The following is a 25,296-nucleotide window of genomic DNA, read 5'->3' on the forward strand; positions in this document are numbered from 1 at the left end:
AGCACAAGCACAGAGCACAAGCACAGCCGAATCCACGGAGCCGCACATGCCAGCCGCACCCGCCACCCGCACTGCACCGCACGACGTCGTTTTCCTCTTCGATTGCGACAACACGCTGCTCGACAACGACCATGTGCTCTCCGACTTGCGCAGCCACATGATGCGTGAGTTCGGCACCGACAACAGCACGCGCTATTGGGAAATTTTCGAGCAATTGCGCGGCGAGCTCGGCTATGCCGACTACCTGGGCGCGTTGCAGCGATATCGCACGGAGCATCCGCGGGACACGCGGCTGTTGCTGATGTCGTCGTTTCTGATCGATTATCCGTTTGCGAACCGGCTCTATCCGGGCGCGCTCGACGCGTTGCGCCACGTCGGCGAGTACGGGCCCACGGTGATTCTGTCGGACGGGGACGTGGTGTTCCAGCCGCGCAAGGTCGCGCGTTCGGGCCTATGGGACGAAGTCGAAGGCCGCGTGCTGATCTACATCCACAAGGAGCTGATGCTCGATCAGGTGATGGAATGCTACCCCGCGCGCCACTACGTGATGGTCGACGACAAGCTGCGCATTCTCACCGCGATGAAGAATGCCTGGGGCGGGCGGCTCACCACGGTATTTCCGCGCCAGGGTCACTACGCTTTGGACCCGAAGGAGATACTCGGCAATCCGCCCGCGGACGTCACGATCGAGCGGATCGGCGACCTCGCGCAGTTTGACGTGAAAGCGCTGCTGGCGGAAAAGCCCTAGACGCTGCGCAGTTTTTCCTGCGCGTCGGCGGCGCCCATTCTGCCTGCCGCATCCTGTGCGCTTGTGCCTGCCGCGTCGCGCGCATCGCGATTCGCGCCGTGCGCGATCAGCAGATCCATGATCGTGGTGCGGTTGAACATGGCGGCGACCATCAGCGCGGTGCGTCCGTCGGGCGATGCACCTTCGACATCGGCGCCATGCGCGAGCAAGGTTTCGACCACGGCGTCGAAACCCTTGAAAGCCGCGCCCGCGATAGGCGTCTGGCCGTTATTGTTGCGCAAGTCGGGATCGGCGCCGCGTTCGAGCAGCGTGCGCACCGCGTCGACATGTCCGTGATAGCTCGCGAGCATCAGCAGACTGTCGCCGTTGTCGTTGCGCAGATTGGGCGGCACGCCTTTTTCGATCACGGCGGCGAGCATCGCGGCATCGCCCTGGCGCGCAAGATCGAACACCTGTCGCGCGAGTTCGAGCACTTGCGGGTCGATGGGCTGCCCGGAAGGCGGGGAAGAGTCGGCCGGATTGGTCAATGAAATCTCCTTGCAGGAACGCTGCGCCGCTCGGCGCATGAACACCGGCAGCATACACAGTTTGTGCCGTCGACGCGCGCAGCGGCACGTCCCATCACGCGTGGCCGAACAGCTTCACGAGCAGCCCGAATATGCCGACGAGGACAGCCAGGCCCGCGCACAGCACCACGAGCGTGAGAAGAAGAACGAGCGGCGCTTTCATACGGTTGGAAGTCGGCATGATGAATGTGTATGGTTAAGAGCGAGTAATACGGGTGCGCGACGATATGCGCAGTCGCTTCGCGCAGCTTAAGCGTTTCGGTGGATGCGTGCAGCGTGGGTGGCGCAGGACTTGCAGCGGGGCGTGCGGCGTGCGGTGATGGTGACGCTTGACCACGCGCAAGCATTTGTCCGCATTCCCGAACCATGATGCGCGCATACGGTCACACCGCAGACGACCGCGCTTCGCAACACGCCTCACCCCCGTCATGTCACGCGCATGACACGCATCGGCAAAACACTTCGCAACGTCCGCTAACCCGCCTGACAGTTCTTACGAGGAGTGACGTCATGGCTGAAGCAATCTCCCGTCCTGCCCCGCCGCAAACTCTCGACCCCGACACGCTGCGCAAGATGGACCGCTACTGGCGCGCATGCAATTACCTGTCCGCCGGCATGATCTATCTGCGCGACAACCCGCTGCTGCGCGAACCGCTGAAGCCGGAGCACATCAAGAATCGTCTGTTGGGACATTGGGGCTCGGACCCTGGACAGAGCTTCCTGCTCGTGCATCTGAACCGGCTCATCAACAAGCTCGACCTGAACATGATCTACATTTCCGGTCCAGGGCACGGCGCACCCGCGACGCTCGCGAACTGTTATCTCGAGGGACATTACTCGGAAATCTATCCGGACCGCAGCGAAGACGAAGCCGGCCTGCGGCGCTTTTTCCGCCAGTTTTCGTTTCCCGGCGGCATCGGCTCGCACTGCACGCCGGAAACGCCGGGCTCCATTCACGAAGGCGGCGAACTCGGCTACAGCCTGTCGCATGGCTATGGCGCGGCGTTCGACAACCCCGACCTGATCGTCGCGGTGATGATCGGCGACGGCGAAGCGGAGACCGGGCCGCTCGCCACGTCATGGCATTCGAACAAGTTTTTGAACCCGGTGCGCGACGGCGCGGTGCTGCCGGTGCTGCATCTGAACGGCTACAAGATCGCGAATCCGACGCTGCTCGCACGCATTCCGCGCGAAGAACTCGAAGCGTTGCTGACCGGTTACGGCCACAAGCCGTATTTCGTCGAAGGTGACGATCCAAACGTCATGCATCAGCAGATGGCCGCGACGCTCGAACAATGCATCGGCGAAATCAGGGCGATCCAGCAACATGCGCGCGCCAGCAACGACACGACGCGTCCGCGCTGGCCCATGATCGTGCTGCGTTCGCCGAAAGGCTGGACCGGTCCGAAAGAAGTGGACGGTCACAAGGTGGAAGGTTCGTGGCGCTCGCACCAGGTGCCCATTGCCGATCCGGCGACCAACAGCAAGAGCCTGAAACTGCTCGAAGGCTGGCTGCGCAGTTACGAGCCCGAGTCGCTGTTCGACGAAAGCGGGCGGCTCGTCGAGGAATTGCGCGAACTCGCGCCGAAGGGCACGCGCCGCATCAGCGCGAATCCGCATGCGAACGGCGGCGTGCTGTGCAAGATGCTCGACATGCCCGCGTTTCGCGACTACGCGGTCGAAGTGAAAAAGCCCGCATCCGCGTACTCGTCGCCCACACAGACGCTCGGCAAATTTTTGCGCGACGTGATGCGCAGGAACATGACCAACTTCCGCGTGTTCGGCCCCGACGAGACAGCGAGCAACAAGCTCACGGCCATCTATGAAGCATCGGACAAGACCTGGCTCGCCGACTCGCAGCCGAACGACGCGGACGGCGGCGCGCTATCGGCGGATGGCCGCGTGATGGAAATGCTGAGCGAACACACGCTCGAAGGCTGGTTCGAAGGTTATGTGCTGACGGGCCGGCATGGTCTCTTCGCGACGTATGAAGCGTTCGTGCATGTGATCGATTCGATGTTCAACCAGCACGCAAAGTGGCTCGAAAAAGCCAAGCGCGAACTCGGCTGGCGCCAGCCAGTGCCGTCGATCAACCTGCTCATCACGTCGCTTGTATGGCGTCAGGATCACAACGGCTTCACGCATCAGGACCCCGGTTTTCTGGACGTCGTGACGAATAAAAGCCCGGACGTAGTGCGTATTTATCTGCCGCCCGACGCAAACTGTCTGTTGAGCGTGGCAGATCACTGCCTGCGTTCGCGCGATTACGTGAACGTGATCGTGTCGGACAAGCAGCCGCATCTGGAGTATCTCGACATGGATGCGGCCGTCACGCATTGCACGAAGGGCATCGGCATCTGGGATTGGGCGTCGACCGACCAGGGCGCCGAGCCGGACGTGGTGATCGCGTGCGCGGGCGACATCGCGACAATGGAGGCGCTCGCCGCCGTGCAGCTTCTGAAAGAGCGTTTCGCTGATCTGAAAATCCGCTTCGTCAACGTCGTCGATCTGTTCCGGCTGATGCCCGAGCATGCGCATCCACACGGCCTGTCGAGCCGCGATTTCGATTCGCTGTTTACGACGAGCAAGCCGGTGATTTTCAACTTCCATTCGTATGCGTCGCTGGTTCACAAGCTGACGTATAACCGCACGAATCACGACAACCTGCACGTGCACGGTTATCACGAGAAGGGCAACATCAACACGCCGCTCGAACTCGCGATCATCAATCAGGTGGACCGGTTTTCGCTCGCCATCGACGTGATCGATCGCGTGCCGAAGCTGCGCGGCGTCGGCGATCACGCGAAGGAATGGCTGCGCGGGCAGATCATCGAGCATCTCGCCTATGCGCATGCCGAGGGCATCGACAAGGAAGAAATCCGCAACTGGACGTGGAAAGACTGAGGGAGGCGCGTCATGAACACGCAGCACGGCGCTTCGCCGCCGACCATTCTCGTGCTGAACAGCGGATCGTCGTCACTGAAGTTCGGGCTGTTCGCGCATTCGGGCGACGACGAATCGCTGCTGCTCGAAGGCAGCGCGCAAGGCATCGGCCGCGGCGACGGCAGCCTGCGCATTGCTGCGCCGGACGCACGCGTGCTGGTGCACGAGCAGCATGTGCTGGAATCGCAGACCGATGCGTTGCAAAAGCTCTCGGCTGTGCTTGCCGCTCAGCACTATGCGCAGCCAACGGCGGTCGGGCATCGCGTGGTGCATGGCGGGCCGCATCTGCGCACGCATCAGCGGCTCACGCCCGAGGTGCGCCGCCGTTTGCAGGATGCCGTGCATTTTGCGCCGCTGCATATTCCGCCGGCGCTTGCGTTGATCGACGAGGCGCAGACCATCTTCGGCAACGCCGGGCACTTTGCCTGCTTCGACACCGCGTTTCATGCGACGCTGCCGCCGCGCGCGGCGCGGCTCGCGTTGCCGCGCCGTTATGCGGATGCCGGCGTGATTCGCTATGGATTTCACGGGCTTTCGTACGAATCGCTCGTCGCGCAACTGGGCGCGGCGCTTCCGCCGCGCGCGGTGTTCGCTCATCTCGGCAACGGTTCGAGCGTATGCGCGTTGCGCGACGGGAAATCGATCGATACGTCGATGGGCATGACGCCAACCGGCGGCGTGCCGATGGGCACGCGCTGCGGCGATCTCGATCCGGGCGTGTTGCTGTATCTGATGCGTGTGGAAAAGCTCGACGCGGACGCGCTCGAAACGCTGCTGAACCGGCACAGCGGCCTCGCCGGTTACGCCGATGGCGAGAGCGACATGCAGGCGCTCGAACAACGCGCGGCGGCGGGCGACGCGAATGCGTCCCTCGCGCTCGACGCGTTCGCCACGGCGGTGCGCAAGACCATCGGCGGATATGCGGCCTTGCTGGGCGGCATCGACCTATTGGTGTTCACCGGCGGCATTGGCGAGCATAGCGCGGAGATTCGCAAGCGCATCTGCGAGGGACTGGGGTTTCTTGGCCTTCGGGAGGGCGATGCGTCGGGCAAGGTGAGGGCGGTTCATACGGAAGAGGAGAAACAGATTGCGAGGCATTGCCGTGCGTTGTTGCGTGGGTGATGCTCCCACTGCGAGCGACACGGCGCTCACGCGCAGGACCGGCTGCAAACGCATAGGCATCGAATACTCCATGTGAAAAAGCAGAAAGCCAGGCAGGCGACATGCCCAGCGGCGCGCGATACGACCCGCTGCGGCGAGATAGATGCACCGCCGGCGCCCAGGCCGTTTATCATAGTGCCCACAACCAGAAAAGTGCCGCCTCGCTGAGCGCGGCAAGGCGTTTCACCGATCACCACGGCAGCCATGCCGCTACACCACATGAATTCGACTCCCGATGTTCCCTCCCGTCCTTCGATCCGCGCGTTGACGCTGCTCGAGGGGCGCGTGCTTGGCGTGCTCGTCGAAAAACAGCACACGGTGCCCGATAGTTATCCGCTTTCGCTCAACGCACTGACGTTGGGCTGCAACCAGAAGACCGGCCGCTCGCCGGTGATGAACGCGACCGAAGCCGAAGTGCTGACCGCGCTCGACGGCCTCAAGCGGCTCAGCCTCGTCATGGAAGGCAGCAGCAGCCGCGTGCCGCGCTTCGAGCACAACATGAATCGCGTGCTTGGATTGCCTAGTCAATCGGCTGCGTTGCTGACCACGTTGCTGCTGCGCGGCCCGCAGACGGCCGCGGAATTGCGTTTGAACAGCGCGCGCTTTCATGGATTCGCCGATATTTCGTCGGTCGAAGCGTTTCTCGACGAACTCGCCGCGAACGATCCGCCGCGTGTCGTCAGACTGCCTCGCACGCCAGGCGAGCGCGAACATCGCTGGATGCATTTGCTGTGCGGCGAAGTGAACCTGAGCGAGTTCGCGCAGCCGGGCGGCAGCGCGGACGAAAGCGTGCCGCTCTCCGCGTTCGAGGCGCTGAAAGCCGAGCAAAAAAGACTCGCCGACGAAGTCAGCCGGCTGCAGGTGGTGGTGCGGCGCATGGCCGCCGAGCTGGGCATCGACGCGAACGATCTCGATGCGTGAGCTTTGACGCTCAGGTGTCGGTGCCGCGGCGCGGATCGGTGGATAACGCACGCTGCGTGCGATAGAAATTGCGCGGCGGCACATTCGGCGAGTCTTGTGCGAGCCGGTCGAGCTCGTCGCGAATAGCGGTCAGATAGTGGCCGTCGCGCGCGTCGGGGTCGCCCGCGAAAACCGATTCGAGACGCCGCCGCACCGCGCCATAACGCGCGCCCGCCGCGCGATGTTTTTCGGCGCGCTCCGCATACCGCAGATACGTTTGCAGCGCCGCCGACACCGCGGCAACCACGCTCACGAGCCCGACCAGCATCCTGACCTCGAACGAAACGGCGCTCGAATTCAGCGAGGCAAACACGGCCGTGCCCACGAACGCGGCCAGCACAGTGACGAGCCAGCCCATCTGCCGGTCGCGCGCGGACAGCAGATCGGCCATGTCGTAGTGACTCATCTGGGATTCGCGCGCGCGTCGGATCCATTTCAGCAGAAGCTGCTGTTCGTCGACCGGCGGCTCGTAGGCAGGCAGATTCTTCATGGGGCTCGTCAGGGCAGTGGCGTGCCGCGCTCCGCGCGCGTGCACCGATGACGTTACTGTGCCACATGAAGGCGCGGCCTGGAGCCGCGCGTGTCACGCCGCCTGCGCGGCCGGCCGCGCTATGCCGAAGCGCTCGTTGTGCGGCCTGCCATTCAGATAGAAGTCGCCGATGGCGGCCTCGCGGATGATCGCCGGATTGTGCGACGCGAGCACGCGCGCATTGCGCCAGTAGCGGTCGAAGCGCCGCGTTTCGCTCGTCGCCGATGCGCCGCCCACTTCGAACAGCAGCGTCGCGGCCTGCAACGTTTGCTCGATGGCGATCTGCTGCGCCTGGAAGGTCTGGATGTCGAGCCGGAAATAGGTCTCTTCGGTCGTGCGGCCTTCGTGCCGTGCGATCAGTACTTCGTCGATGGCCCTTGCGAGCGATGCACTGATGCTTTGCGTCGAATAGGCGAGGCTCGCGAGCCGGCCCACGACGCGTTGCACGAGCGGATTGTCGCGCGGACTCGATTCGCCTGGGATTCCGAAGGTTCGCGTCTTTGCCTGCGCGAAGGCGACGGCGTCGCGTAGCGCGGCACGGCTAATGCCTGCGAGATTCGCGATGTGCAGCGCCTGATAGTACGACGTGAGTACGCTGTTGCGGCGCGGCGCCGACGCGTCATAGCGCCGGTACACGTTCTCGCGCGAGATGGGCACATGGTTAAAGCGCGTGGTGCCGCTGCCCGTCAGGCGCTGGCCGAAACCGTCCCAATCGTCGATACGTTCGAGACCCGGCGTGTCGGTTTTGACGAGCACGCGCAGGTCGCTTTCGCCGTCGTGCGCGGTGACGTCGACCCAGTCCGCGTAGAGCGTGCCGGTGGTGTAGTACTTCTCTCCGTCGAGATGCCACGCGCCGTCGGTCTGCGTGAGACGCAGGCTGTTGTTGGTGACGGCGGTGCGTTCGGCCACGGCGCCGCCGATGATCTGCCCTTGCGCGACGCGTGTGAGCCAGCGGTCGCGCAACGCGTCGTCGCCATATTCCAGCAGTGATTCGATAAAGCCGCCATGCACGCGCAGGATTTGCGGCAGGTTCGAATCCGCTTCGCCGAGGCGCGTGACGAGGCCAAGGAACTCGCTCAGCGACACCCCTTCGCCGCCGTATTGCGTCGGTACGCGCAGCTTCGTATAGCCGGCTTCGCGCAACCATTCGACGGGTTCGTAGGCAAGCTCGCGATGCCGTTCGCGATGCACCGCGCCTTCTGCGATGCGCGCGAACACGGGCGCGAAGCGGCGCGTCAGCGCGTTGTCGTCGAAAAGTTGCGCGGCATCGGCAAGGCCGGCCGCATGCGGCGGGTTGTCGTGTGAAGAGGGCGCGGACATGGGTTCTCCGTATGGGACGCGCAATGCGCAATCCGGCAACGGTAAGACATACGGCGAGCGCGGAGCAACGAAGGATTTCGCTGATTCTTAGCAGGGAGAGAGGAATGGATTTGGCGCGTGCATGGACGGCACGCGCTCTGGACGCGTGCGCAAGTCCACTCCTGTCACGACCGATCCCGATTGCGCGCTCGCGTCGCACCGGTGATGACCGCGATGCCGAACAGAATCACGGCCACGATCGCGATGATGTGCTGCGCGACGTGCAGCGCCGTCAATCCCCACGCGACGCCGCCGATAAAAATGATCCATCCGACCAGGTAGATAAGCAGGGTCATCGTTTTTCTCCTTCTGTTGTCGGCTCATGGCGCCGGTTGCCTGCCGTGAAAAATTTACCGTGCGCTCCGATGGTTGCCTATGATGCCGCTAACGCAAGGGCCATCGGCAGGCTTATTCCCAAGCACATTGCGCGCCTGGCTTCATGATGCAGTGCGTGGCCAATCGTCGGAACGCGGCTTGCTTGCTTCGCGTGCATATCCGCCCCATGCAAAAAACGCGAAGCGAGCAGCGCAACGCGACGAACTATGGTTACCACGAAGCGCACACCGAAGCGCACACCCAAGCGCCCATCATCCTCGGAAGGCGAAGAGCCGGCCGCGCCCGAGGTCGATCCCGACCAGCATCCCGCGACGCTCGACGATTGCCGCCGCTGTCCGCTCTGGGCCAACGCGACCCAAGGCGTGCCGGGCGCCGGTCCACGCCGCGCGCCGATCATGATGGTCGGCGAGCAGCCGGGCGACAAGGAAGATCTGCAAGGCTTGCCGTTTGTCGGCCCAGCCGGCGCGTTGCTCGACGACGCGCTCGTCGAAGCCGGCGTCGGTCGCAAGGAAGTCTATGTGACCAACGCGGTCAAGCATTTCAAATGGACGCCGCGCGGCAAGCGCCGCATGCATAAAACGCCGGGGCAACGCGAGGTGGACGCGTGCCGCTACTGGCTCGATCAGGAACTCGAGAGCGTCGGCGCTCACGTGATCGTCGCATTGGGCGCGACCGCGCTGAAAGCCGTGCTCGAAGATCCGAAGTCGCGCTTGCAGGATTCAATCGGCAAGGTCATCGAACATGGCGACCGGCTCGTGGTCGCGACGTATCATCCTTCGTTCGCTTTGCGTGCGCCCGATCCCGAGACGCGGCATCGCGCGTATGCGGCGATCGTCGCCGCGCTGCAGGACGCGAAAAAACTCGCGCAGCGGCGCAAATAGAAGCGGGCGTGGCGTGCTCTCACGCCGCCGCTTGCTGCGCGTGCAGCCCGAGGCGCTCCATCAATCGTTGCGCGTCGAACGGCGCGTTGGTTTTTGCGTCGTTGTCGAAATAGCAGTACACGTCGCGCGTTTGCGCGCGAGGCGGCTGCAGGGCCGGCGCGGCGAGACGTGCGTCGGCGGGCTGCGAACCCTGGCTCCACGATTCGATTCTGCGCGCCCATCGTTCGAGCGCCGCATCGGAGTACTCTCCCGAATACTTGGTCTCGGTGCCGTGCAGACGGATGTAGACGAAGCCCGCGCTGAGATCCTCGAACTGCGGCCATGCTTCAGTCGAATCCGACACGACGAGCGCGACCTTGTGACGACGCAGCAGCTTCACGAACGCGGGGTCGACGAAACTGTCGTGACGCACTTCAATCGCGTGACGCAATTTGCGTTTGCGGTCGATCTCGACATACGGCGTCTTCACGCGCTGATCGTGCTGTTGCGCGAGCGCGAGCGCCGCTTCGGTATCGCGCGGCAGCAGGCTCAGGAAGCGCTCCATGTGCTCGGGATCGAAACGCAACGACGGTGGAAATTGCCACAGTATCGGCCCGAGCTTGTCCTTCAGCGCGAGCAGTCCCTGCGCGAAAAAATTCGCACACGCGACGGTGGCCGTCTCGTCGCGAAAGCGCAGAAGGTGCGTCAGATAGCGCGCGCCTTTCACGCTGAAAACAAAACCGGGCGGCGTTTCGGCGTACCAGTGCAGCCAACTGTCGAGCGATTGCAGGCTGTAGTGCGTACCGTTGATTTCGATCGTCTGCATGAGGCCCGATGCGTACTGCAACTCGCTGTCCTGCTTCAGGCCCTTCGGATAGAACGTCCCGCGCCACCCTTTGTAGCGCCAGCCTGAAATGCCGATATGAATCTCGCCGGATGTGCTTTTCACGTCGATGCCCAAATGTCTGACGTCTGTCTCTGAACCTGGGGCGCAGCAATGGCCGTGCCATCGCAGGGCACGCACGTTGCTCCATCCGCGTATCGGACGATGCATTGGAGGCACGCATGGCAGGCACGGATTTCCGCAGCACGGACCTCGAGACGCAAAGCGACGGCACGATGCGCGTGACGCATCGCGGCGTGGATATCGTCGTCAGTGCGAAGCAGAACGATCGGGGCGCGTGGGTCGCGCGAATCGACGCGTCCGTGGACGGCAAGCCGTTCGCGCTGCCCGACGTCGAACCGGTCACACCGGAATGGACGACGCATGCCGAGGCGTTACGCGATGGCGTCGAGCGCGGCTGCTATCTGGTCGAGCGAAGCAAGGCCGGACACGGTCTCGAAGATTCAGCGCACGGATCGGGAGGCGACTGATGAACCGTCTCGCCAATCTCGTGTGCCGCGCGACGGTGTCGGGCACTGCGGCGGGCAGCGCCGCAGCCGTCGCGGCCGCCGCGCGAGCGCGCGCCGACGGCAGCACGCCGTACGCGCCGCTCAACGCCGTCACGCATTGCTTGTGGCCGCGCCGCGCGTTCAGCGAAACGGGTCCGAGCGCGCGCTTCACGCTGACGGGTCTCGCGATCCATCAGGCGTCGGCGATTTTTTGGGGCGTGCTGTTCGAAGGATTACTGGACCGCTGGCAGTGCCATGTAAAACGCCGCGCCGGTGTCGCGGACATCGCGGCGAGTGCGGTTACGACTGCGGCCGTCGCTTATACCGTCGACTATCACATGGTGCCGCGCCGTCTCACGCCAGGCTTTGAAGCGCATTTGACGAAGCGCTCGATGTTCTACGTGTATGCGGCGCTCGCAGCAGGTTTCGCGGCCGCCGCGCTGTGCCGCGGCAACGGCAACAGCAACAGCAACGAATGAGCTGACGTGACCTCATCCGGCCCGCTCACGCCACTTCCGCCTTCCGCACCTCCGCCGCGCGCTCGACCAGAATCACGAACGGCTCGCCCTCGTGGATTTCATAGCGGCGAATCTGCGTGACCTGCTCGGCGGACAGCACCTTGCCCTTGGTCATCAGCAGCGTGCCGCGCGACGTGCGCAGATCGTCGGCGAGCTTCATGCCTTCCTTAAGATGCGATGCGTCGACGCGGTCGGGCACGCCTTCCGGCGTCAATTCCGCGTGCTTCATCAGCAACTCGATGTACTTCTCCGCAATCGCCGGATCGTAACGAATGCCGCTTTGCGCGCGCACGGTCGAGATGATCTGCGCGTCGTTCATCTTTTGCGGTGCAATCACGCCGATGCGCAAATCTTCCGCATCGCGCGCCAGCGCAAGCACGCGAGCGCCGAGCGGAATCAGGCCACCGAGCAGGCCATCCGGCGTGCCGCGTCCGTCGTAACGTTCATACTGATGGCGAATCATCGCCTGCACGCCGCTTAGTTGCGAGACCGGCGTGAGCGCCATCTGCCCATGCAACGGATGAAGCTGATAGAGCTTCGCTTCCTGCGGCTGCAGCTTGGCGATAGGCGTCTTCAGCAGCGCATCGGGCAGAAACAGCTTGCCGATGCCGTGCAGCAAGCCCGCCATCAGCAATTCGTTGCACGCGTAGTCGCTCAGGCCGAGCGCGGCGCCGAGCTGTCTTGCCGTCTCGCCGATTCGCGCCGAATGGCCGGGCAACCCGCAGCGCATTTCGACCATGTTCGCGCAGACCTTCACCATCGTCAGGAAGTTGCTTTTGAGGTCTTGTTGCGCGCCTTCGAGAAACATCACGGTCTGACGTATTTCCTCGGTGCGTGCATCGACCTCGCGCTCGAGTTCCATGTTGAACGACGAGAGCTTCTCGTTCTGCTCCTGCAACAGCGCGGCGAGCCGTTCGGTCTTGCGTTGCAGCGCGAGCTGTTCGAGCGCGCGCTGGATCGTGAGCAGCAGATCCTGGTCGTCCCACGGCTTGTGCAGATAGTGATAGACGTGGCCTTCGTTGACCGCGCGCACGACCGCATCGACTTCGGAATAGCCGGTGAGCAGAATGCGGATCGCGTCGGGCGCCATGCTGCGCGAGCGCGACAGAAACTCCGCGCCGTCCATGTTCGGCATGCGCATGTCGGAAATGATCACGTCGACGCGCGCCGATTCGAGCAGCGTGAGTGCTTCCGCGCCGCTGTTCGCGCTCAGCACCTCGTACTTCAGCGGGCGCAGCAGGCGTTTGAGCGACGAGATCACGCCGGGCTCATCGTCGACGAGCAGCAGCGTGGGGACTGTCGCGGGCGCGGCATCCGCAACGGCATCGAAAGAAGCGGGCAGTGTTTGCTGCACGGGTTCTTCGCGAGCGGGCTCGATGGAATTGCCGGTTGCCTGAAGCTCAGCCATGATTAACCTCGTGGTTAGCGCAAATAACAGCGCGTTTTACAGCGCGCTTTGCATCGGCCCGCATTACAGCGCTTCCAGAAAGTGGTCGAGCGCTTCCTTCATTCCGCGGATCGCCGCATCGGGCAGCAACAGCACCATGCGCGCGCCGAAGCCGCCTTGCTCGAGCGTGAAGTGAATCTCGAGCAGCAGCGCGACGTCCCAGCGTCCGCCGGGCAGCAGTCCGTCCTGCGTCTTCGTCGCACAAGGCAACAGCGTCGGTTGCGAGAAGCAGATGTGCCGCCCCAACTGCTCGAACACGCTTTGCACGCAGGCGCCGACCAGCAGGTTCGTGATGTCGCACAACACTTCGACTTCGGTGTCGGGCTCGCCGACGTCATGACCCATCAGTTGTTGCAGTTCGCGCTGGCCGTCCTTGCCGACCAGCACGATCGCCTCGCCGGATATGTCGGATTGAAACGCCTGGCGCACCGGCCGCAATTCGCTGTCGTCCTGTGCGCCGAGCGCGACGCGCAATTGCTCGACGCCGACGACGCGGATATTCGGCACCGACAGCGTGACGAAAGCGCCCAGCAGTTTGGCCAGTGCGGCGGCGGCCTTGCCCATGCCGACGTTGCAGATCTCCTGCAACGCGTCGCGCTGGTCTTCGTTCAGAAACTGTTCATTCATGGAGACCGTACTCCGCGAGAATCGGCCGGATCGCTTCGGGCGATACCGGCTTGGAAATGAAGCCGATCGCGCCGAGCGACTTCGCGCGCTCGACGGCGCCGCACTGCACGTCCGCCGACACGACGATCACAAACGTATCGAGGCCCTCGTGTTGGATCGCTTCGAGCACCTGAAAGCCGTTCATGACGGGCATCGTCAGATCGAGAAACATCACGGCGCCCTTGCCGGCGCGATACAGCTCGAGCGCGGCCGCGCCGTCCGACGCCTGGGTGATCTCGATGTCCCACTCCTCGGGCAGCGAGCGGATCAATAGTTTGCGGGCGAGTGTCGAATCGTCGACAACGAGTACAGGCAATGGCATAGGTCTACCTCATGTGGCTGCCGGCGACTGCGCCGGCAACGCGATTGCATCGAGCGAACCGCTTTGCGCGAGCGCTTCGGTGTTGCTGTCTTCAGGCTGCGCTCCGTCGACGGGCAGCGTGACGCGGAAGGTGGTGCCTTCGCCGATGGTGCTCGCCACGGAGATCGTGCCGCGATGCGCGTTGACGATTCCATAGGTCACCGACAAACCGAGGCCGGTCCCCTGGCCCACGGGTTTCGTCGTAAAGAACGGATCGAAAATGCGCTTCAACAGTTCAGGCGGGATGCCGCAGCCCATGTCGGCGACTTCGAACCACACGCGCGACGGGTCGGCCGCATCCATGCCGGTGCGCACGGTGATGGTGCCGCGCGGCGCGCCGTGCTGCTCGTGATTGCCGCCGTAAGCCTGCGCCGCGTTCACGACCAGGTTGAGCACGACCTGGCTGATCTGCGACGGAATGCAGCGCACGAATGGAATCTCCGCATATTCGCGCACGAGATGCGCGCAGTACTTCACTTCGTTATGGACGATGTTCAGCGTCGACTCGATGCAGCGATGAATGTCCGCGAGTTCCCATACCTGCGTGCTGTCCACACGCGAGAAGTCGCGCAGATCGACCACAATGGTGCGCACGCGCGCGAGTCCTTCCTTCGATTCGTGCACGAGCGTCGGTGCGTCGCCGAGCAGATAGTCGAGGTCCGCCTGTTCCGCGAGCGCCTCGATGTCATGCTTCAGTGCGGGCGCGGCTTCGCTCACCATGCGTTGAACGTCGGCTGCATAACGGATCAGCGTCTTCACGTAGCCGTCGAGTGTGTTCAGGTTCGACAGCACGAAGCCGACCGGATTGTTGATCTCATGCGCGACGCCCGCCGCGAGTTGGCCGATCGCGGCCAGCTTCTCCGATTGCAGCAATTGCTGATGCGCATGGGCGAGCGCATCGTTGAGCGAAGTAAGCTGCTGGTTGCGCACGGTCAGCTCGGCCAGCGCGTTCGTGACCGCCTTCTCGCGATCCTGAAGCTCGCCGTACGCAATGCACACGTCGGTCGTATCGACGATCGCGACGCCGACCGCGACCACTTCGCCGCGGCTGTTCTCGATCGGAATGAAGTTGCAGTTCTGGCGCATCGCGTCGATCGTGCCCGTGATCGGACGCGAATGCTCGAAGCGAAACAGATACGGCCGATGTTCCCACGACGAATAAGCCGGCGTGCCCAGCACGAACACGCCTTCGATCTTTCTGCTCAGCCATTGCCGCGGCAGTTCGGGAAACACGTCGAGCAGATTCTGGCCGACTACCGATTCGGCCGAACGCCCGCTATGCGATTGCATGAAGCGATTCCACGTCAGGATACGTAACTCGCGATCGACGGTGAAGACGCCGCAGTTCACGCGCTCGACAATAGCTTCCGACAGACTGGTTTTCACCGAAGAAATGGCCCGTGAAAAGACAAAGCATGCGGCGCTCTCTTCGCCGCCATGAATGAATTAACGGAAAGTAAGGGGCGGGCGCGGAGCGGTATTTACCCTGGGCCAAAGCGCATGCCACGTGGCGCAAAAGCGCAACGGCAACACCAACCGCAATGCAAGGGTTTCCCGTAATGCATGGCGTATCAAGCAGGCCGCGAATCCGCCGTTAACACGAGCAAGAGGAATGTCTCGCCTCGCACGCTCCGCATTGGGGAGAGCGCGCGGCGATGACGCATCGTTCGGCATATCGGGAGAATTCATGCGTTCACGCCTTGGGCTCACGGCCGCGTTGCTCGTGCTCTGCGGCCTGTGCATGCGTCCCGTATGCGGACAGAGCGCGCCGCAGCCCGCTCATCGCGCGACAGCCGACACCGCGCTCGACCTCGCCGCGATGCAGCGCGCCGTGGATAGCGCGAGCGAACCGGCGTCGCATTGGAGCGGCCCGAAGTCCGGGCCGTCGGCGGTGGCGGGCGCGAGCATCGCGATCATCAGCGAGGATCTGCGTAACGGCGGCGTGCTGGGCGTCGCGAAAGGCATCAAGGAAGCCGCCAACGCGATCGGTTGGAATACGCGTGTCTACGATGCGCACGGAACCGCTGAAGGCCGCAGCAAGGCCGTTGCCGCGGCGCTCGCATTGCAGCCGGACGGCGCGATCCTCGTCGGCGTCGACGCGGGCGAGATGAAGCAGGACTTACAGCCGTTCGCGGCGCGCCGCATTCCGCTCGTCGGCTGGCATGTCGGGCCAATTGCAGGCGCAATGACGAACAGTCCGGTCGCGATGAACGTGTCGACCAATCCGCTCGACGTCGCGCGCCTCACGGCGATGGCCGCGGTGATTCAGTCAGGCGCGCGCGCGGGCGTCGTGGTGTTTACCGACGGCAATTTCCAGATCGCAAGAGCCAAGACGGATGCCATGCTCGACGTGATTCGTGCATGCCGCGATTGCCGGCTGCTTGCCGTGCGCGACGTGGCGATTTCAAAAAGCGCCGAGCAGATGCCCGCGGTCACCGACGAACTGCTCGCGCAATACGGCAAGAGCTGGAACTACGCGCTGTCGATCAACGACATCTACTTCGACTACGCGGCGCCCGCGCTCACGCGCGCGGGCAACATGGGCCGCGGCCTGAGCATGCTGTCCGCGGGCGACGGCAGCGCGGCCGCTTTCCTGCGCATTCAGGCCGGCACGTTCCAGACCGGCACGGTCGCGGAGCCGCTCAACTTTCAAGGCTGGCAACTCGTCGACGAATTGAATCGGCTGCTCGCGCATCAGCCGGTCACAGGTTATGTGTCGCCGGTGCATCTGGTGACGGCCGCAAACATCGCGTTCGATGGCGGATTGCAAGGGCAGTTCGATCCTGGCAACGGCTATCGCAACCTGTATCGCGGCATCTGGAAGCGATAAAGGCGATGAACGCGCCGATGAACAAAACAACGCACCCGGAGCGCAGTTCATGCGACTAGCGGCGAGACGCCTGAAGCTGTTGCCGCGCTCATTGCGCCGGCAGTTCACGCTGGCGACGGTCGTGCTCACGCTGCTGATCGCGACGAGCGGCCTGACCGCCGTCTACACGCTGCGCGTGGCGACCAACGAGACGCGCCTGCTCGCCACCGGCGAACTCACGCGCATGCAGGCCGCCGACACGCTGGTGCAGCACACGTTGCTGATCGAGCGCGAATCGGCGCGGCTCGCGAGCACCGGTTCGCTCGATGCAATGCGTGCGAGCTACGCGGACATCATCAGGCAACTGCAACTATTCGACCGCCTGTCGGACCGGCTCGCCGCCGCCAATGACGACGACGTCAGCGTGCTCGACCTTCATCAGGCGAGCCAGTTGTTTCGCAACACGGTGAACATCGTCGCGCAGTTGCGCGAGAGCGAGTTGAGCGCGGCGATTGCGCATGCACCTAACATGGCGGATCAAAACAGCACGGCTGCGCGAGCCGATTCGCAAACCCTCGCCTCGCGCGATCGATTCAGCGACGGCCTGCGTCAGCAAGCGAGCGCAATGGTCGCCTCGGCGCAGCTTCAATCCGACCGATGCACGCAGGAGTTTCAGCAGGCCGTGCAGCGGCTCGCGGCAACGTCCGCGCGACACGAGCGCTGGATTACCGGCCTCGTTGCCGTGAGCCTGCTGTTTGCGTGGCTCGTCGCGCATGCGTTTCTCGGCAAGCATGTGCTCGCGCGGCTCGAAGTGGTCAGCAGCAATCTGCGCAGCGGCGACCCTGCCGATGAGCAGCACGTCTCGCGCATGGTGAAGGGCCGCGACGAAATCGGCGAAATGGCGCGCGCGGTCGAACAGTTCCAGGACGACCGGCGCCAGCTTGCGCATGCGTACGCCGCGCTGCGTGAAGAAAAGGCGCGTCAGGAAGCGCTCATCAACGAGCTTGCGCAAGCGCATAGCCAGTTGTTGCAGTCGGAAAAGCTCGCGTCGATTGGTCAGCTTGCCGCGGGCGTTGCGCATGAGATCAACAATCCGGTTGGCTTTGTGAATGCCAACCTCGGCACGCTGCAACGCTATATGGCGGACTTGTTGACCGCGCTCGCCGCTTATGAGCGCAGCGAGGCCGAGCTGATTGCGGAGTCGCGGGCCGCGCTCATCGAACTGAAGCGCGAGATCGACATCGACTATCTGCGCAGCGATATTCCGACGCTGCTCTCCGAATCCGTGGAAGGCTTGCAGCGAGTCAAGCGCATCGTGCAGGGCTTGAAGGACTTTTCGCATGTCGACAAGGCCGAGAAGCAGTGGGCCAATCTCGAGAGCAATCTCGACACGACGATCAACATCGTCTGGAATGAGCTGAAGTACAAGGCTGAGTTAAAGCGCGAGTTCGGCGCGATTCCCGAGCTCGAATGCATTCCGTCGCAACTCAACCAGGTATTCATGAATCTGCTGATGAACGCGGCGCAATCCATCGAAGGGCATGGGCACATCGTCGTGCGCACAGGTCACGACGAAACGAGCGTATGGATCGAAGTGGAAGACAGCGGACAGGGCATCAAGCCGGAACATCGCGACCGCATCTTCGATCCGTTTTTTACAACCAAACCGGTCGGCACAGGCACGGGGCTCGGCTTGTCGATTTCGTATGGCATCGTCAGGAAGCAGGGCGGGCGCATCGAGGTGCGCTCCGAAGTTGGGCACGGCTCGACCTTCAGAGTGGTGCTGCCGAAGAGTCCCGAAGAAGCGCTGGCCGCAAGCGCAGAATAACTATTACACCGACGCAATCAGCGCCTCGCCCGCAGCAAGACGATTCGCGCCTTGCCGGAGCGGCTGGCCGTCGCGGCCCGCAAATGTGGAGAGCAGCACCACGCCCTCACGCGATTCGACTTCGGCATCCGCTGCACCCATGTTCAGCGCAATGAACAAACGCTGGCCGCGGTGATGCCGCTCGTATGTCAGCACATCGCCATAAGCCGCGACGTGTTCAATCGCGCCTTGCACGAGCGCCGCATTGTTGCGCCGCAATTTAAGCAGCCGGCGATAAAGCGACAACATGCTCGACGGATCGCCGTTCTGGATATGCACGCTCGTCTCGCTCGCGACCGGTAACCATGACCTGCCGGTTGTAAAACCGGCGTTCGGCAGCGACGTGTCCCATTGCATCGGCGTGCGCTCGGGATCGCGTCCCTGGCCGATGCCAGGCTGGCGGATTTCAGCGGGGTCTTGCACCTGATCCGGCGGAATCACGCCATCCGTCATACCGATTTCATCGCCGTAATACAGCGTCGGCGTGCCGCGCAGCGTCAGCAGCAGCACCGCGGCCACGCGTGCCTGCGCGAGGCCCACGCGCGAAGCGACGCGCGGATTGTCGTGATTGCCGAGCACCCAGTTCGGCCATGCGTGTTCGGGCAGCGCGGTGTCGTAATCGCGGATCATGCGTGCGATTTCGCCGGCATGCCATGTTGCGTTGAGCAACTGGAAATTGAACGGCATGTCCGCGCCGTCGCCGTTCGCGCCGTAATAGCGGATGAGTTGCGGAACCGGCAAATAGATCTCGCCGATCAGCACACGCTGGCCGTATTCGGCGAGCGTGGCGCGCATCGAGCGCACGATGTCGTGCACTTCGGGCTGGTCTTCGGTGTACGTGTGCAATTGCCGGTGATGGTCGGGCTGACCCGGCTCATAGGCGGGGTTCGGCGGATTGTCGCGGAACTGCGCGTCCTTGATGAGAAGCCACAGCACGTCGACACGAAAGCCGTCGACGCCGTGATCCAGCCAGAACCGCAGCACGTCGTCCATCGCGCGGCGCACCTGCGGGTTGCGCCAGTTCAGATCCGGCTGTTCGCGCAGGAACGCGTGATAGTAGTACTGGCCGGTACGCTCGTCCCATTCCCACGCGGACCCGCCCATGCGGCTCTGCCAGTTGTTAGGCGGCCCGCCGCCGGGCGCCGGATCGCGCCACAGATACCAGTCGCGCTTCGGATTGTCGCGCGACGAGCGGCTTTCCTCGAACCACGGATGCCGGTCCGACGAATGATTCGGCACGAAGTCGAGCAGCACCTTCATGCCGAGTCCGTGGGCGCGGTCCGCGAATTGCTTGAAGTCGGCCAGAGTGCCGAACATCGGGTCGATGTTGCAGTAGTCCGCGACGTCGTAACCGAAGTCGGCCATGGGCGACGGGTAGATCGGAGACACCCACACTGCATCGACGCCCAGTTCGGCGAGATACGGCAGACGCGAGCTCATGCCCGCGAGATCGCCGATGCCGTCGCCGTTGCTGTCCTGAAACGAGCGCGGATAGATCTGATAGATCACGCCGCGTTGCCACCATGCCAGTTCCGACATTGCAAGTCCTCTCAACGATCGATTGTTATGGCGCAAGGCGCAGGTTGCATGCTCAATGACCTTTGGTACAAGAACGCGATTGTGTATTGCCTCTCGGTAGGCACGTTCATGGACGCGAACGGCGACGGTGTCGGCGACTTCAAGGGCCTTCTGCGCCGCCTCGACTACCTGCAGGGGCTCGGCGTGACGACGGTGTGGCTGATGCCTTTCCAGCCTTCGCCGGGGCGCGATAACGGCTACGACATCTGCGACTACTACAACGTCGATCCGAAATACGGCACGCTCGGCGACTTCTCCGAGTTCACGCATGCGTGCCGCGAGCGCGGCTTGCGCGTGATGATCGACCTGGTCATTAATCACACGTCCGATCAGCACCCGTGGTTCAGGGAAGCACGCAGCGATCCTGAGTCGCAGTATCGCGACTGGTATGTCTGGTCCGACAGGCAGCCGCCGAACGCCAACGACGGCGTGGTATTTCCCGGCGTGCAGAAGTCCACATGGTCGTTCGACAAGCAGGCGAAGCGCTGGTATTTCCATCGCTTCTACGACTTTCAGCCGGACCTCAACACGGCGAACCCGTACGTGCGCGCGGAATTGCTGAAGATCATGGGCTTCTGGATCCAGCTCGGCGTGTCGGGCTTTCGCATGGACGCGGTGCCTTTCGTGATCGCGACGAAAGGCCCGAAGGTCAAGAAGCCCGTCGAGCAATACGACATGCTGCGCGCGTTTCGCGAGTTCCTGCAATGGCGTCAGGGCGACGCGATCATTCTCGCCGAGGCCAACGTGCTGCCCAATACCGACCTCGAATATTTCGGCGATCAGGGCGAGCGTCTGCAGATGATGTTCAATTTCCAGCTCAATCAGCACACGTTCTACACGCTGGCAACCGGCGATACCGCGCCGCTGAAAAAAGCGCTGACGGCCACGCGGCCGCGTCCGTCGACCGCGCAATGGGGCGTGTTTCTGCGCAATCACGACGAGCTCGATCTTGGCCGCCTCACGCCCGAGCAGCGCGACGCCGTGTTTGCCGCGTTCGCGCCCGAGCCCGACATGCAGCTCTATGAGCGCGGCATTCGCCGCCGGCTTGCGCCGATGCTCGCGGGCGACCGGCGCCGGCTCGAACTCGCCTACAGTCTGATGCTGACGTTACCCGGCACGCCGGTGTTCCGTTACGGCGATGAAATCGGCATGGGCGACGACCTGCGCCTGCCCGAGCGCGAATGCGCGCGCACGCCGATGCAATGGTCGACGGAACCGGAAGGCGGCTTCACCAAGCACCCGAAGCCGCCGTGCCGCGTGATCACGGGCGGCGCTTACGGGTTCGAGCGCATCAATGTCGCGACGCAGCGGCGCGATCCGAATTCGCTGCTGAACTGGATGGAACGCATGATCCGCATGCGCCGCGAAGTGCCGGAAATCAGTTGGGGCGACTTCGCCGTGCTGCGCACCTCGCGCAACGATGTGCTCGCGCTTCGCTACGACTGGCGCAACAACTCGGTGATATGCCTGCATAACTTCGGCGCGCAGGCATGCACGGTGAAATTCCGCTCGGGCTGCAAGGAGCCGGAACAGAACCGGCTCATCAACCTGCTCTCGGACGATCACAGCGAGGAGAAGGACGACGGCCGTCATGCGGTCGTGCTCGAGCCGTATGGCTATCGATGGTTTCGGGTCGGCGGGCTCGATTATCTGCTACGGCGCGGCGAGGTCTAGGCACGCGCATAAAATCCGCAACCTGCGAGGCGAATGTAATGAACAAGCTTCACACGCGATGGGCCGAAGCGCGCCTCGGCGCAGTCGCCGCGATGCTCGCGCTGAGTCTGGCCGCCTGCGCGTCGACGACGGAGGACATCGGCGACACGGGTTTGGGACCGCGTCCCGAACTGCCGTCGCCGCAAACCTCGCTGCTGCCGACCATCAACATCGCGCCCGTGCAAACGCGCTCGAGCCAGAGCATCCCCATCGCGCCGCCGGGCTTCACGGTGACGGCCTTCGCGAGCGGGCTCGAGCATCCGCGCTGGGTGTATCCGCTGCCTGACGGCGATCTGCTGGTCGCCGAGAGCAATGCGCCCGCGCAGCACGACGAGCACGGCGGCATTGTCGGCTGGGTTCGCAAGCAGGTAATGAAGTTCGTGATGAAGCGCGCGGGCGCGGGCGTGCCGAGTCCCGACCGGATCGTGCTGCTGCGCGGCCAGGGCGGCACCGCGCAAAGCCGCAGCGTGCTGATCTCGGGGCTTCATTCGCCGTTCGGCATGGCGCTCGTCGGCGACTCGCTGTATGTCGCGGACACCGACGCGCTGCTGCGCTTTCCGTATCGCGCGGGCGATACGCAGATCACAACACCCGGCGAGAAGGTGGCCGATCTGCCGGCCGGGCCGATCAATCATCACTGGACCAAGAATGTGGTGGCGAGCCGCGACGGGCAGCGTCTCTATGTGACGGTCGGCTCGAACAGCAACGTCGGGGAAAACGGCATCGAGGCCGAAGAGGGGCACGCGATGATCCTCGAATTCACGCCCGCGACGGGGCGCTCCCGCGTGTTCGCAGCGGGGCTGCGCAATCCGAACGGGATGGACTGGCAGCCGGAGAGCGGCGCGTTGTGGGCCGCCGTCAACGAACGCGACGAATTGGGCGATAACCTCGTGCCCGACTACATGACCGCGGTGAAGGACGGCGGCTTTTACGGCTTCCCCTACAGCTATTACGGCCAGCACGTCGATACGCGCGTGAAGGAGCAGCGGCCCGACAAGGTGGCGAGCGCGCTCACGCCGGACTATGCGCTCGGCAATCACACGGCATCGCTCGGACTTGCGTTCTATACCGGCAGGAGCTTTCCGCAGCATTACTGGGGCGGCGCTTTCGTCGGCCAGCACGGCTCGTGGAATCGCAAGGAATACAGCGGCTACAAGGTCGTTTTCGTGCCGTTCGAGCACGGGCGGCCGGCGGGCATGCCGGAGACTTTCCTGAGCGGCTTTCTCAGCGCCGATGGCCACGCGCTCGGGCGGCCCGTCGGCGTCGCCGTCGATAAGGCCGGCGCGTTGTATGTCGCCGACGATGTCGGCAACGTGGTCTGGAAGGTGGTGTATAGCGGCAAGTGACGATGCGGCCTGTTCGAGCCGCGGCGCGCGCGCGGATCAGGCCGCCGCGGCCTCGCGGCATTGCCGCATTGCCCGGTAAAATACCTGCCACTCACGACGGCGCGGAACGCTCCATCCCCGCCTGCTTACTTTGATTTTCGAGGCGTTCATGTCCATGGAAACAGACATCGTCACCGACGAACGGGTGGCTCAAATCGCGGACCGCATGGCCGGCGAAGGCAAGAAGGTGTCCGCGCTGGCAATCTGGGGCGAACTGCGCTGCGGTTCGATCGTCGCCGTGTCGGCGGCCGTCGAGCGTTGGCGGCAAGCGCGCCAGCCTGCGTCGGCGGAGGCGCCGGCGTCGGTCATGACCGGCTTGCCGGACGACGTCGCGCAAACCATGCTGAGCGCCGCCGGCAATCTGTGGGCGAGCGCGCGCGAGGAAGCCGAGCGGGTCGTCAATCAGCGGCTCGCGCTGGCGGGCGGCCACGCGGAGGCGCTCGCCGCCGAGCGTGACGAGGCGCTCGCCGAGTATCAGAACACGCTCGCCGAGGCCGAACTCGCGCGCGAACGCGTCGCGACGCTCACGAACGCGCTGAGCATTTCCGAAGAGGCCGTGAATCGCCTCGCGACCGAACTGTCGGCGCTGCGGGACCGTGCAAAGACCGCGGAGGATCGCGTCGCTGAACTCGAGGACCGCGCCGCGGCGGCGGAGGCGCGCGTTGCGCAGACGGAGGAACGCGAGGCCGCCAGCGAGGCGCGTGTCGGGGAGGCGGAGGAGCGGGCGTTGGCTGCGGAGGCGCGTATTGCGGAGGCTGACGAGCGGGCATCGGCGGCCGAAGCGCGCGTCGTGCAAACGGAAGAGCGGGCGTTGGCCGCTGAAGCGCGGATCGCGGAGGCTGACGAGCGCGCATTCGCCGCAGAAGCGCGCGTCACGCAAACCGAGGAGCGGGCGTTGGCCGCTGAAGCGCGGATCGCCGAAGCTGACGAGCGCGCATCCACTGCTGAAGCTCGCGTCGCGCAAACCGAAGAACGCGCATCGGCCGCCGAAGCTCGCGCGACCGAGACCGACGAGCGCGTACGAGACGCCGAAGGCCGCGTGGCTCACGCCGAGGAACGCGCATCGACGGCGGAAGCTCGCCTTGCCGAAGCCGAGCAACACGCGTCGGCTATGCAAGCCCGCCTCGAAGCCGCTGAAACGTCGCTGACCGAAGAGCGCGGCGCACGCGAAGCGTTGAACGCCGCGACCGTCGCCAGGGACGAAGAAATCGCGCGGCTGATCGCCGAGCGCGACGCCGCGCACGAGAAAGCGGCCGCGTTGGGCGAAGCCGGCGAGGCCCACGCGAGAGAAGTCCAACGATGGGCGGACGAATCGAACGCGGCGTCATCGCGTGCACAGGACGCCGCGTTGCAAGCCAGCGAAAGCCTCGCGCAACTCGCCGCGCTGCAGACCGAGCTTGACCAGGCGCGCGCCGAACTCGCGGCAGAGCGCGACGCGCACGCGGCTCACGGCGACGAAGCCGCGGCTCAGCGCGCCGAGGTCGAGCGCGTGCAGCACGAACTCGCCGCCGCGCGCGATCAGCTTGCGGCGATGAGCGAGGCCAACGCGGCGGCGACGGCTGAAACGACCCGGCTCGCCCAGGATGCGTCGGCGGCAACGAGCCGCGCGCAGGCGGCCGAACAGCGCGTCGCGGAACTGGAGCGTCAGCTTGCCGAACTCGAAACGGCGCACGCGCAGCAGCAGGGCACGTCGCCGGAAGGACTGTCCGCCGACGATGAGTCGAAAGAAGCCGTAATGGCCGACGAGATCGCGTCGCTGCGCCGTCAGATGACGAGTCAGGCGAAGGCTCACGAAAAGGCCTACGCCGAACTGCGCACGCTCGCCGAGCAGTGGATCGCGCATGCCAAGGAACTCAAGCAGCGCCTGAGCGCGACCAATCAGAAAGTGACGTTCCTCGACGCCCGCAGCGCCGCCGAAGTCGCGCTCTTGCGCAGGTTGTCATCGGAACTCGAGCGGCTGAAGCCGGACCACGATCTGATTTCACGCGACGCGCAGCAGAAATTCATCAGCGCGACGCTCGCCGAACGTCTCGAGCAGAAGGGCTATCGCTACGATCCGGCAACGGCGGTCATGTCGAAGATCGAGGCCTGATCGACT

The 25,296-nt window shown here is 64.1% G+C and carries 23 protein-coding genes; 12 read left to right on the forward strand and 11 right to left on the reverse strand.

Translation table 11 applies throughout. The annotated features are described in order from the left end of the window. Positions 1-46 precede the first annotated feature (46 nt). Positions 47-748 carry an HAD family hydrolase gene (locus BGRAMDRAFT_RS02495; protein WP_044020110.1) on the forward strand — a complete coding sequence of 234 codons (702 nt, stop codon included), beginning with the start codon at positions 47-49 and terminating at the stop codon, positions 746-748. Here BGRAMDRAFT_RS02495 and BGRAMDRAFT_RS02500 read toward each other — a convergent pair. Both BGRAMDRAFT_RS02500 and BGRAMDRAFT_RS35825 read right to left on the reverse strand, forming a co-directional pair. Next, complete coding sequence (locus BGRAMDRAFT_RS02500) at positions 745-1,275, reverse strand: ankyrin repeat domain-containing protein (RefSeq protein WP_006047073.1); 531 nt, start codon at positions 1,273-1,275, stop codon at positions 745-747. The genes BGRAMDRAFT_RS02495 and BGRAMDRAFT_RS02500 overlap by 4 nt on opposite strands. Positions 1,276-1,369: 94 nt before the next feature. Beyond that, the gene (locus tag BGRAMDRAFT_RS35825) at positions 1,370-1,495 is read right to left on the reverse strand and encodes a hypothetical protein (RefSeq protein WP_258196184.1); all 126 of its coding nucleotides are present in this window, start codon (positions 1,493-1,495) and stop codon (positions 1,370-1,372) included. 329 nt (positions 1,496-1,824) lie between these two features. Between BGRAMDRAFT_RS35825 and BGRAMDRAFT_RS02505 the strand changes: the two genes are divergently transcribed. The 3 genes from BGRAMDRAFT_RS02505 to BGRAMDRAFT_RS02515 all read left to right on the forward strand — a co-directional run bounded on the left by BGRAMDRAFT_RS02505 (position 1,825) and on the right by BGRAMDRAFT_RS02515 (position 6,339). After that, positions 1,825-4,218 carry a phosphoketolase family protein gene (locus BGRAMDRAFT_RS02505; protein ID WP_006047075.1) on the forward strand — a complete coding sequence of 798 codons (2,394 nt, stop codon included), beginning with the start codon at positions 1,825-1,827 and terminating at the stop codon, positions 4,216-4,218. A gap of 12 nt (positions 4,219-4,230) precedes the next feature. Further along, positions 4,231-5,379, forward strand: a complete 1,149-nt coding sequence (locus tag BGRAMDRAFT_RS02510; protein ID WP_006047076.1) for an acetate/propionate family kinase — start codon at positions 4,231-4,233, stop codon at positions 5,377-5,379. Positions 5,380-5,637: 258 nt separating this feature from the next. Beyond that, complete coding sequence (locus tag BGRAMDRAFT_RS02515; protein ID WP_006047077.1) at positions 5,638-6,339, forward strand: YceH family protein; 702 nt, start codon at positions 5,638-5,640, stop codon at positions 6,337-6,339. 10 nt (positions 6,340-6,349) lie between these two features. Here BGRAMDRAFT_RS02515 and BGRAMDRAFT_RS02520 read toward each other — a convergent pair whose 3' ends face one another. From BGRAMDRAFT_RS02520 to BGRAMDRAFT_RS34865, 3 genes are all read right to left on the reverse strand, one after another. Continuing rightward, positions 6,350-6,868, reverse strand: coding sequence for an SLATT domain-containing protein (locus tag BGRAMDRAFT_RS02520; protein WP_006047078.1), 519 nt, complete (start codon positions 6,866-6,868; stop codon positions 6,350-6,352). 93 nt (positions 6,869-6,961) lie between these two features. Beyond that, positions 6,962-8,227 carry an acyl-CoA dehydrogenase family protein gene (locus BGRAMDRAFT_RS02525; protein ID WP_006047079.1) on the reverse strand — a complete coding sequence of 422 codons (1,266 nt, stop codon included), beginning with the start codon at positions 8,225-8,227 and terminating at the stop codon, positions 6,962-6,964. A gap of 164 nt (positions 8,228-8,391) precedes the next feature. Further along, complete coding sequence (locus BGRAMDRAFT_RS34865; protein WP_006047080.1) at positions 8,392-8,562, reverse strand: hypothetical protein; 171 nt, start codon at positions 8,560-8,562, stop codon at positions 8,392-8,394. 246 nt (positions 8,563-8,808) lie between these two features. Here BGRAMDRAFT_RS34865 and BGRAMDRAFT_RS02530 point away from each other — a divergent pair, with 246 nt between their 5' ends. Next, a complete protein-coding gene (locus tag BGRAMDRAFT_RS02530; RefSeq protein WP_006047081.1) occupies positions 8,809-9,483 on the forward strand; it encodes a UdgX family uracil-DNA binding protein in 675 nt (224 codons plus the stop codon). A gap of 19 nt (positions 9,484-9,502) precedes the next feature. Here BGRAMDRAFT_RS02530 and BGRAMDRAFT_RS02535 read toward each other — a convergent pair whose 3' ends face one another. Further along, complete coding sequence (locus BGRAMDRAFT_RS02535; RefSeq protein ID WP_044020189.1) at positions 9,503-10,411, reverse strand: DUF72 domain-containing protein; 909 nt, start codon at positions 10,409-10,411, stop codon at positions 9,503-9,505. Positions 10,412-10,527: 116 nt separating this feature from the next. On the opposite strand from BGRAMDRAFT_RS02535, the gene BGRAMDRAFT_RS02540 reads away from it, so the two are divergent. Together BGRAMDRAFT_RS02540 and BGRAMDRAFT_RS02545 are read left to right on the forward strand one after the other, a co-directional pair. Next, positions 10,528-10,836: a DUF6566 family protein gene (locus BGRAMDRAFT_RS02540; RefSeq protein WP_006047083.1), complete on the forward strand. Its 309-nt coding sequence runs from the start codon at positions 10,528-10,530 to the stop codon at positions 10,834-10,836. Then, the gene (locus tag BGRAMDRAFT_RS02545; protein WP_006047084.1) at positions 10,836-11,333 is read left to right on the forward strand and encodes a hypothetical protein; all 498 of its coding nucleotides are present in this window, start codon (positions 10,836-10,838) and stop codon (positions 11,331-11,333) included. Before BGRAMDRAFT_RS02540 ends, BGRAMDRAFT_RS02545 begins: the two co-directional genes overlap by 1 nt. A 25-nt stretch (positions 11,334-11,358) precedes the next feature. On the opposite strand, the gene nosR is transcribed toward BGRAMDRAFT_RS02545, so the two are convergent. The 4 genes from nosR to BGRAMDRAFT_RS02565 form a co-directional block, all read right to left on the reverse strand. Then, on the reverse strand, positions 11,359-12,780 hold the full coding sequence (nosR, locus tag BGRAMDRAFT_RS02550; protein WP_006047085.1) for a response regulator c-di-GMP phosphodiesterase, NosR family: 1,422 nt from the start codon (positions 12,778-12,780) through the stop codon (positions 11,359-11,361). A gap of 63 nt (positions 12,781-12,843) precedes the next feature. Further along, positions 12,844-13,446: a chemotaxis protein CheC gene (locus tag BGRAMDRAFT_RS02555; protein WP_006047086.1), complete on the reverse strand. Its 603-nt coding sequence runs from the start codon at positions 13,444-13,446 to the stop codon at positions 12,844-12,846. Then, positions 13,439-13,807, reverse strand: a complete 369-nt coding sequence (locus BGRAMDRAFT_RS02560) for a response regulator (RefSeq protein WP_006047087.1) — start codon at positions 13,805-13,807, stop codon at positions 13,439-13,441. Before BGRAMDRAFT_RS02560 ends, BGRAMDRAFT_RS02555 begins: the two co-directional genes overlap by 8 nt. A 9-nt stretch (positions 13,808-13,816) precedes the next feature. Beyond that, complete coding sequence (locus tag BGRAMDRAFT_RS02565; RefSeq protein WP_006047088.1) at positions 13,817-15,232, reverse strand: ATP-binding protein; 1,416 nt, start codon at positions 15,230-15,232, stop codon at positions 13,817-13,819. A gap of 301 nt (positions 15,233-15,533) precedes the next feature. On the opposite strand from BGRAMDRAFT_RS02565, the gene BGRAMDRAFT_RS02570 reads away from it, so the two are divergent. Together BGRAMDRAFT_RS02570 and BGRAMDRAFT_RS02575 are read left to right on the forward strand one after the other, a co-directional pair. Beyond that, positions 15,534-16,676, forward strand: coding sequence for a substrate-binding domain-containing protein (locus BGRAMDRAFT_RS02570; protein WP_006047089.1), 1,143 nt, complete (start codon positions 15,534-15,536; stop codon positions 16,674-16,676). A gap of 49 nt (positions 16,677-16,725) precedes the next feature. Next, the gene (locus BGRAMDRAFT_RS02575; protein ID WP_006047090.1) at positions 16,726-18,483 is read left to right on the forward strand and encodes an ATP-binding protein; all 1,758 of its coding nucleotides are present in this window, start codon (positions 16,726-16,728) and stop codon (positions 18,481-18,483) included. Between the two features lie 3 nt (positions 18,484-18,486). Here BGRAMDRAFT_RS02575 and BGRAMDRAFT_RS02580 read toward each other — a convergent pair whose 3' ends face one another. After that, the gene (locus tag BGRAMDRAFT_RS02580) at positions 18,487-20,061 is read right to left on the reverse strand and encodes an alpha-amylase family glycosyl hydrolase (protein ID WP_006047091.1); all 1,575 of its coding nucleotides are present in this window, start codon (positions 20,059-20,061) and stop codon (positions 18,487-18,489) included. A gap of 48 nt (positions 20,062-20,109) precedes the next feature. On the opposite strand from BGRAMDRAFT_RS02580, the gene BGRAMDRAFT_RS02585 reads away from it, so the two are divergent. The 3 genes from BGRAMDRAFT_RS02585 to BGRAMDRAFT_RS02595 all read left to right on the forward strand — a co-directional run bounded on the left by BGRAMDRAFT_RS02585 (position 20,110) and on the right by BGRAMDRAFT_RS02595 (position 25,290). Beyond that, positions 20,110-21,774 carry an alpha-amylase family protein gene (locus BGRAMDRAFT_RS02585; protein ID WP_006047092.1) on the forward strand — a complete coding sequence of 555 codons (1,665 nt, stop codon included), beginning with the start codon at positions 20,110-20,112 and terminating at the stop codon, positions 21,772-21,774. A gap of 38 nt (positions 21,775-21,812) precedes the next feature. Then, positions 21,813-23,159 (forward strand): PQQ-dependent sugar dehydrogenase, encoded by a 1,347-nt coding sequence (locus tag BGRAMDRAFT_RS02590; protein WP_006047093.1) that lies wholly within the window; start codon positions 21,813-21,815, stop codon positions 23,157-23,159. Between the two features lie 148 nt (positions 23,160-23,307). Then, the gene (locus tag BGRAMDRAFT_RS02595) at positions 23,308-25,290 is read left to right on the forward strand and encodes a DNA-binding protein (protein ID WP_006047094.1); all 1,983 of its coding nucleotides are present in this window, start codon (positions 23,308-23,310) and stop codon (positions 25,288-25,290) included. Positions 25,291-25,296: the final 6 nt, after the last annotated feature.

Origin of the sequence: Paraburkholderia graminis C4D1M, assembly GCF_000172415.1 — a bacterium.
GTDB lineage: Bacteria > Pseudomonadota > Gammaproteobacteria > Burkholderiales > Burkholderiaceae > Paraburkholderia > Paraburkholderia graminis.

Excerpts from the sequence above, each read along its gene's own strand:
- BGRAMDRAFT_RS02495 (WP_044020110.1), top strand. The coding sequence starts at position 47 with ATGCCAGCCGCACCCGCCACCCGCACTGCACCGCACGACGTCGTTTTC.
- BGRAMDRAFT_RS35825 (WP_258196184.1), bottom strand. The coding sequence starts at position 1,495 with ATGCCGACTTCCAACCGTATGAAAGCGCCGCTCGTTCTTCTTCTCACG.
- BGRAMDRAFT_RS02505 (WP_006047075.1), top strand. The coding sequence starts at position 1,825 with ATGGCTGAAGCAATCTCCCGTCCTGCCCCGCCGCAAACTCTCGACCCC.
- BGRAMDRAFT_RS02510 (WP_006047076.1), top strand. The coding sequence starts at position 4,231 with ATGAACACGCAGCACGGCGCTTCGCCGCCGACCATTCTCGTGCTGAAC.
- BGRAMDRAFT_RS02515 (WP_006047077.1), top strand. The coding sequence starts at position 5,638 with ATGAATTCGACTCCCGATGTTCCCTCCCGTCCTTCGATCCGCGCGTTG.
- BGRAMDRAFT_RS02520 (WP_006047078.1), bottom strand. The coding sequence starts at position 6,868 with ATGAAGAATCTGCCTGCCTACGAGCCGCCGGTCGACGAACAGCAGCTT.
- BGRAMDRAFT_RS02525 (WP_006047079.1), bottom strand. The coding sequence starts at position 8,227 with ATGTCCGCGCCCTCTTCACACGACAACCCGCCGCATGCGGCCGGCCTT.
- BGRAMDRAFT_RS34865 (WP_006047080.1), bottom strand. The coding sequence starts at position 8,562 with ATGACCCTGCTTATCTACCTGGTCGGATGGATCATTTTTATCGGCGGC.
- BGRAMDRAFT_RS02530 (WP_006047081.1), top strand. The coding sequence starts at position 8,809 with ATGGTTACCACGAAGCGCACACCGAAGCGCACACCCAAGCGCCCATCA.
- BGRAMDRAFT_RS02540 (WP_006047083.1), top strand. The coding sequence starts at position 10,528 with ATGGCAGGCACGGATTTCCGCAGCACGGACCTCGAGACGCAAAGCGAC.
- BGRAMDRAFT_RS02545 (WP_006047084.1), top strand. The coding sequence starts at position 10,836 with ATGAACCGTCTCGCCAATCTCGTGTGCCGCGCGACGGTGTCGGGCACT.
- nosR (WP_006047085.1), bottom strand. The coding sequence starts at position 12,780 with ATGGCTGAGCTTCAGGCAACCGGCAATTCCATCGAGCCCGCTCGCGAA.
- BGRAMDRAFT_RS02555 (WP_006047086.1), bottom strand. The coding sequence starts at position 13,446 with ATGAATGAACAGTTTCTGAACGAAGACCAGCGCGACGCGTTGCAGGAG.
- BGRAMDRAFT_RS02560 (WP_006047087.1), bottom strand. The coding sequence starts at position 13,807 with ATGCCATTGCCTGTACTCGTTGTCGACGATTCGACACTCGCCCGCAAA.
- BGRAMDRAFT_RS02570 (WP_006047089.1), top strand. The coding sequence starts at position 15,534 with ATGCGTTCACGCCTTGGGCTCACGGCCGCGTTGCTCGTGCTCTGCGGC.
- BGRAMDRAFT_RS02575 (WP_006047090.1), top strand. The coding sequence starts at position 16,726 with ATGCGACTAGCGGCGAGACGCCTGAAGCTGTTGCCGCGCTCATTGCGC.
- BGRAMDRAFT_RS02580 (WP_006047091.1), bottom strand. The coding sequence starts at position 20,061 with ATGTCGGAACTGGCATGGTGGCAACGCGGCGTGATCTATCAGATCTAT.
- BGRAMDRAFT_RS02585 (WP_006047092.1), top strand. The coding sequence starts at position 20,110 with ATGCTCAATGACCTTTGGTACAAGAACGCGATTGTGTATTGCCTCTCG.
- BGRAMDRAFT_RS02590 (WP_006047093.1), top strand. The coding sequence starts at position 21,813 with ATGAACAAGCTTCACACGCGATGGGCCGAAGCGCGCCTCGGCGCAGTC.
- BGRAMDRAFT_RS02595 (WP_006047094.1), top strand. The coding sequence starts at position 23,308 with ATGTCCATGGAAACAGACATCGTCACCGACGAACGGGTGGCTCAAATC.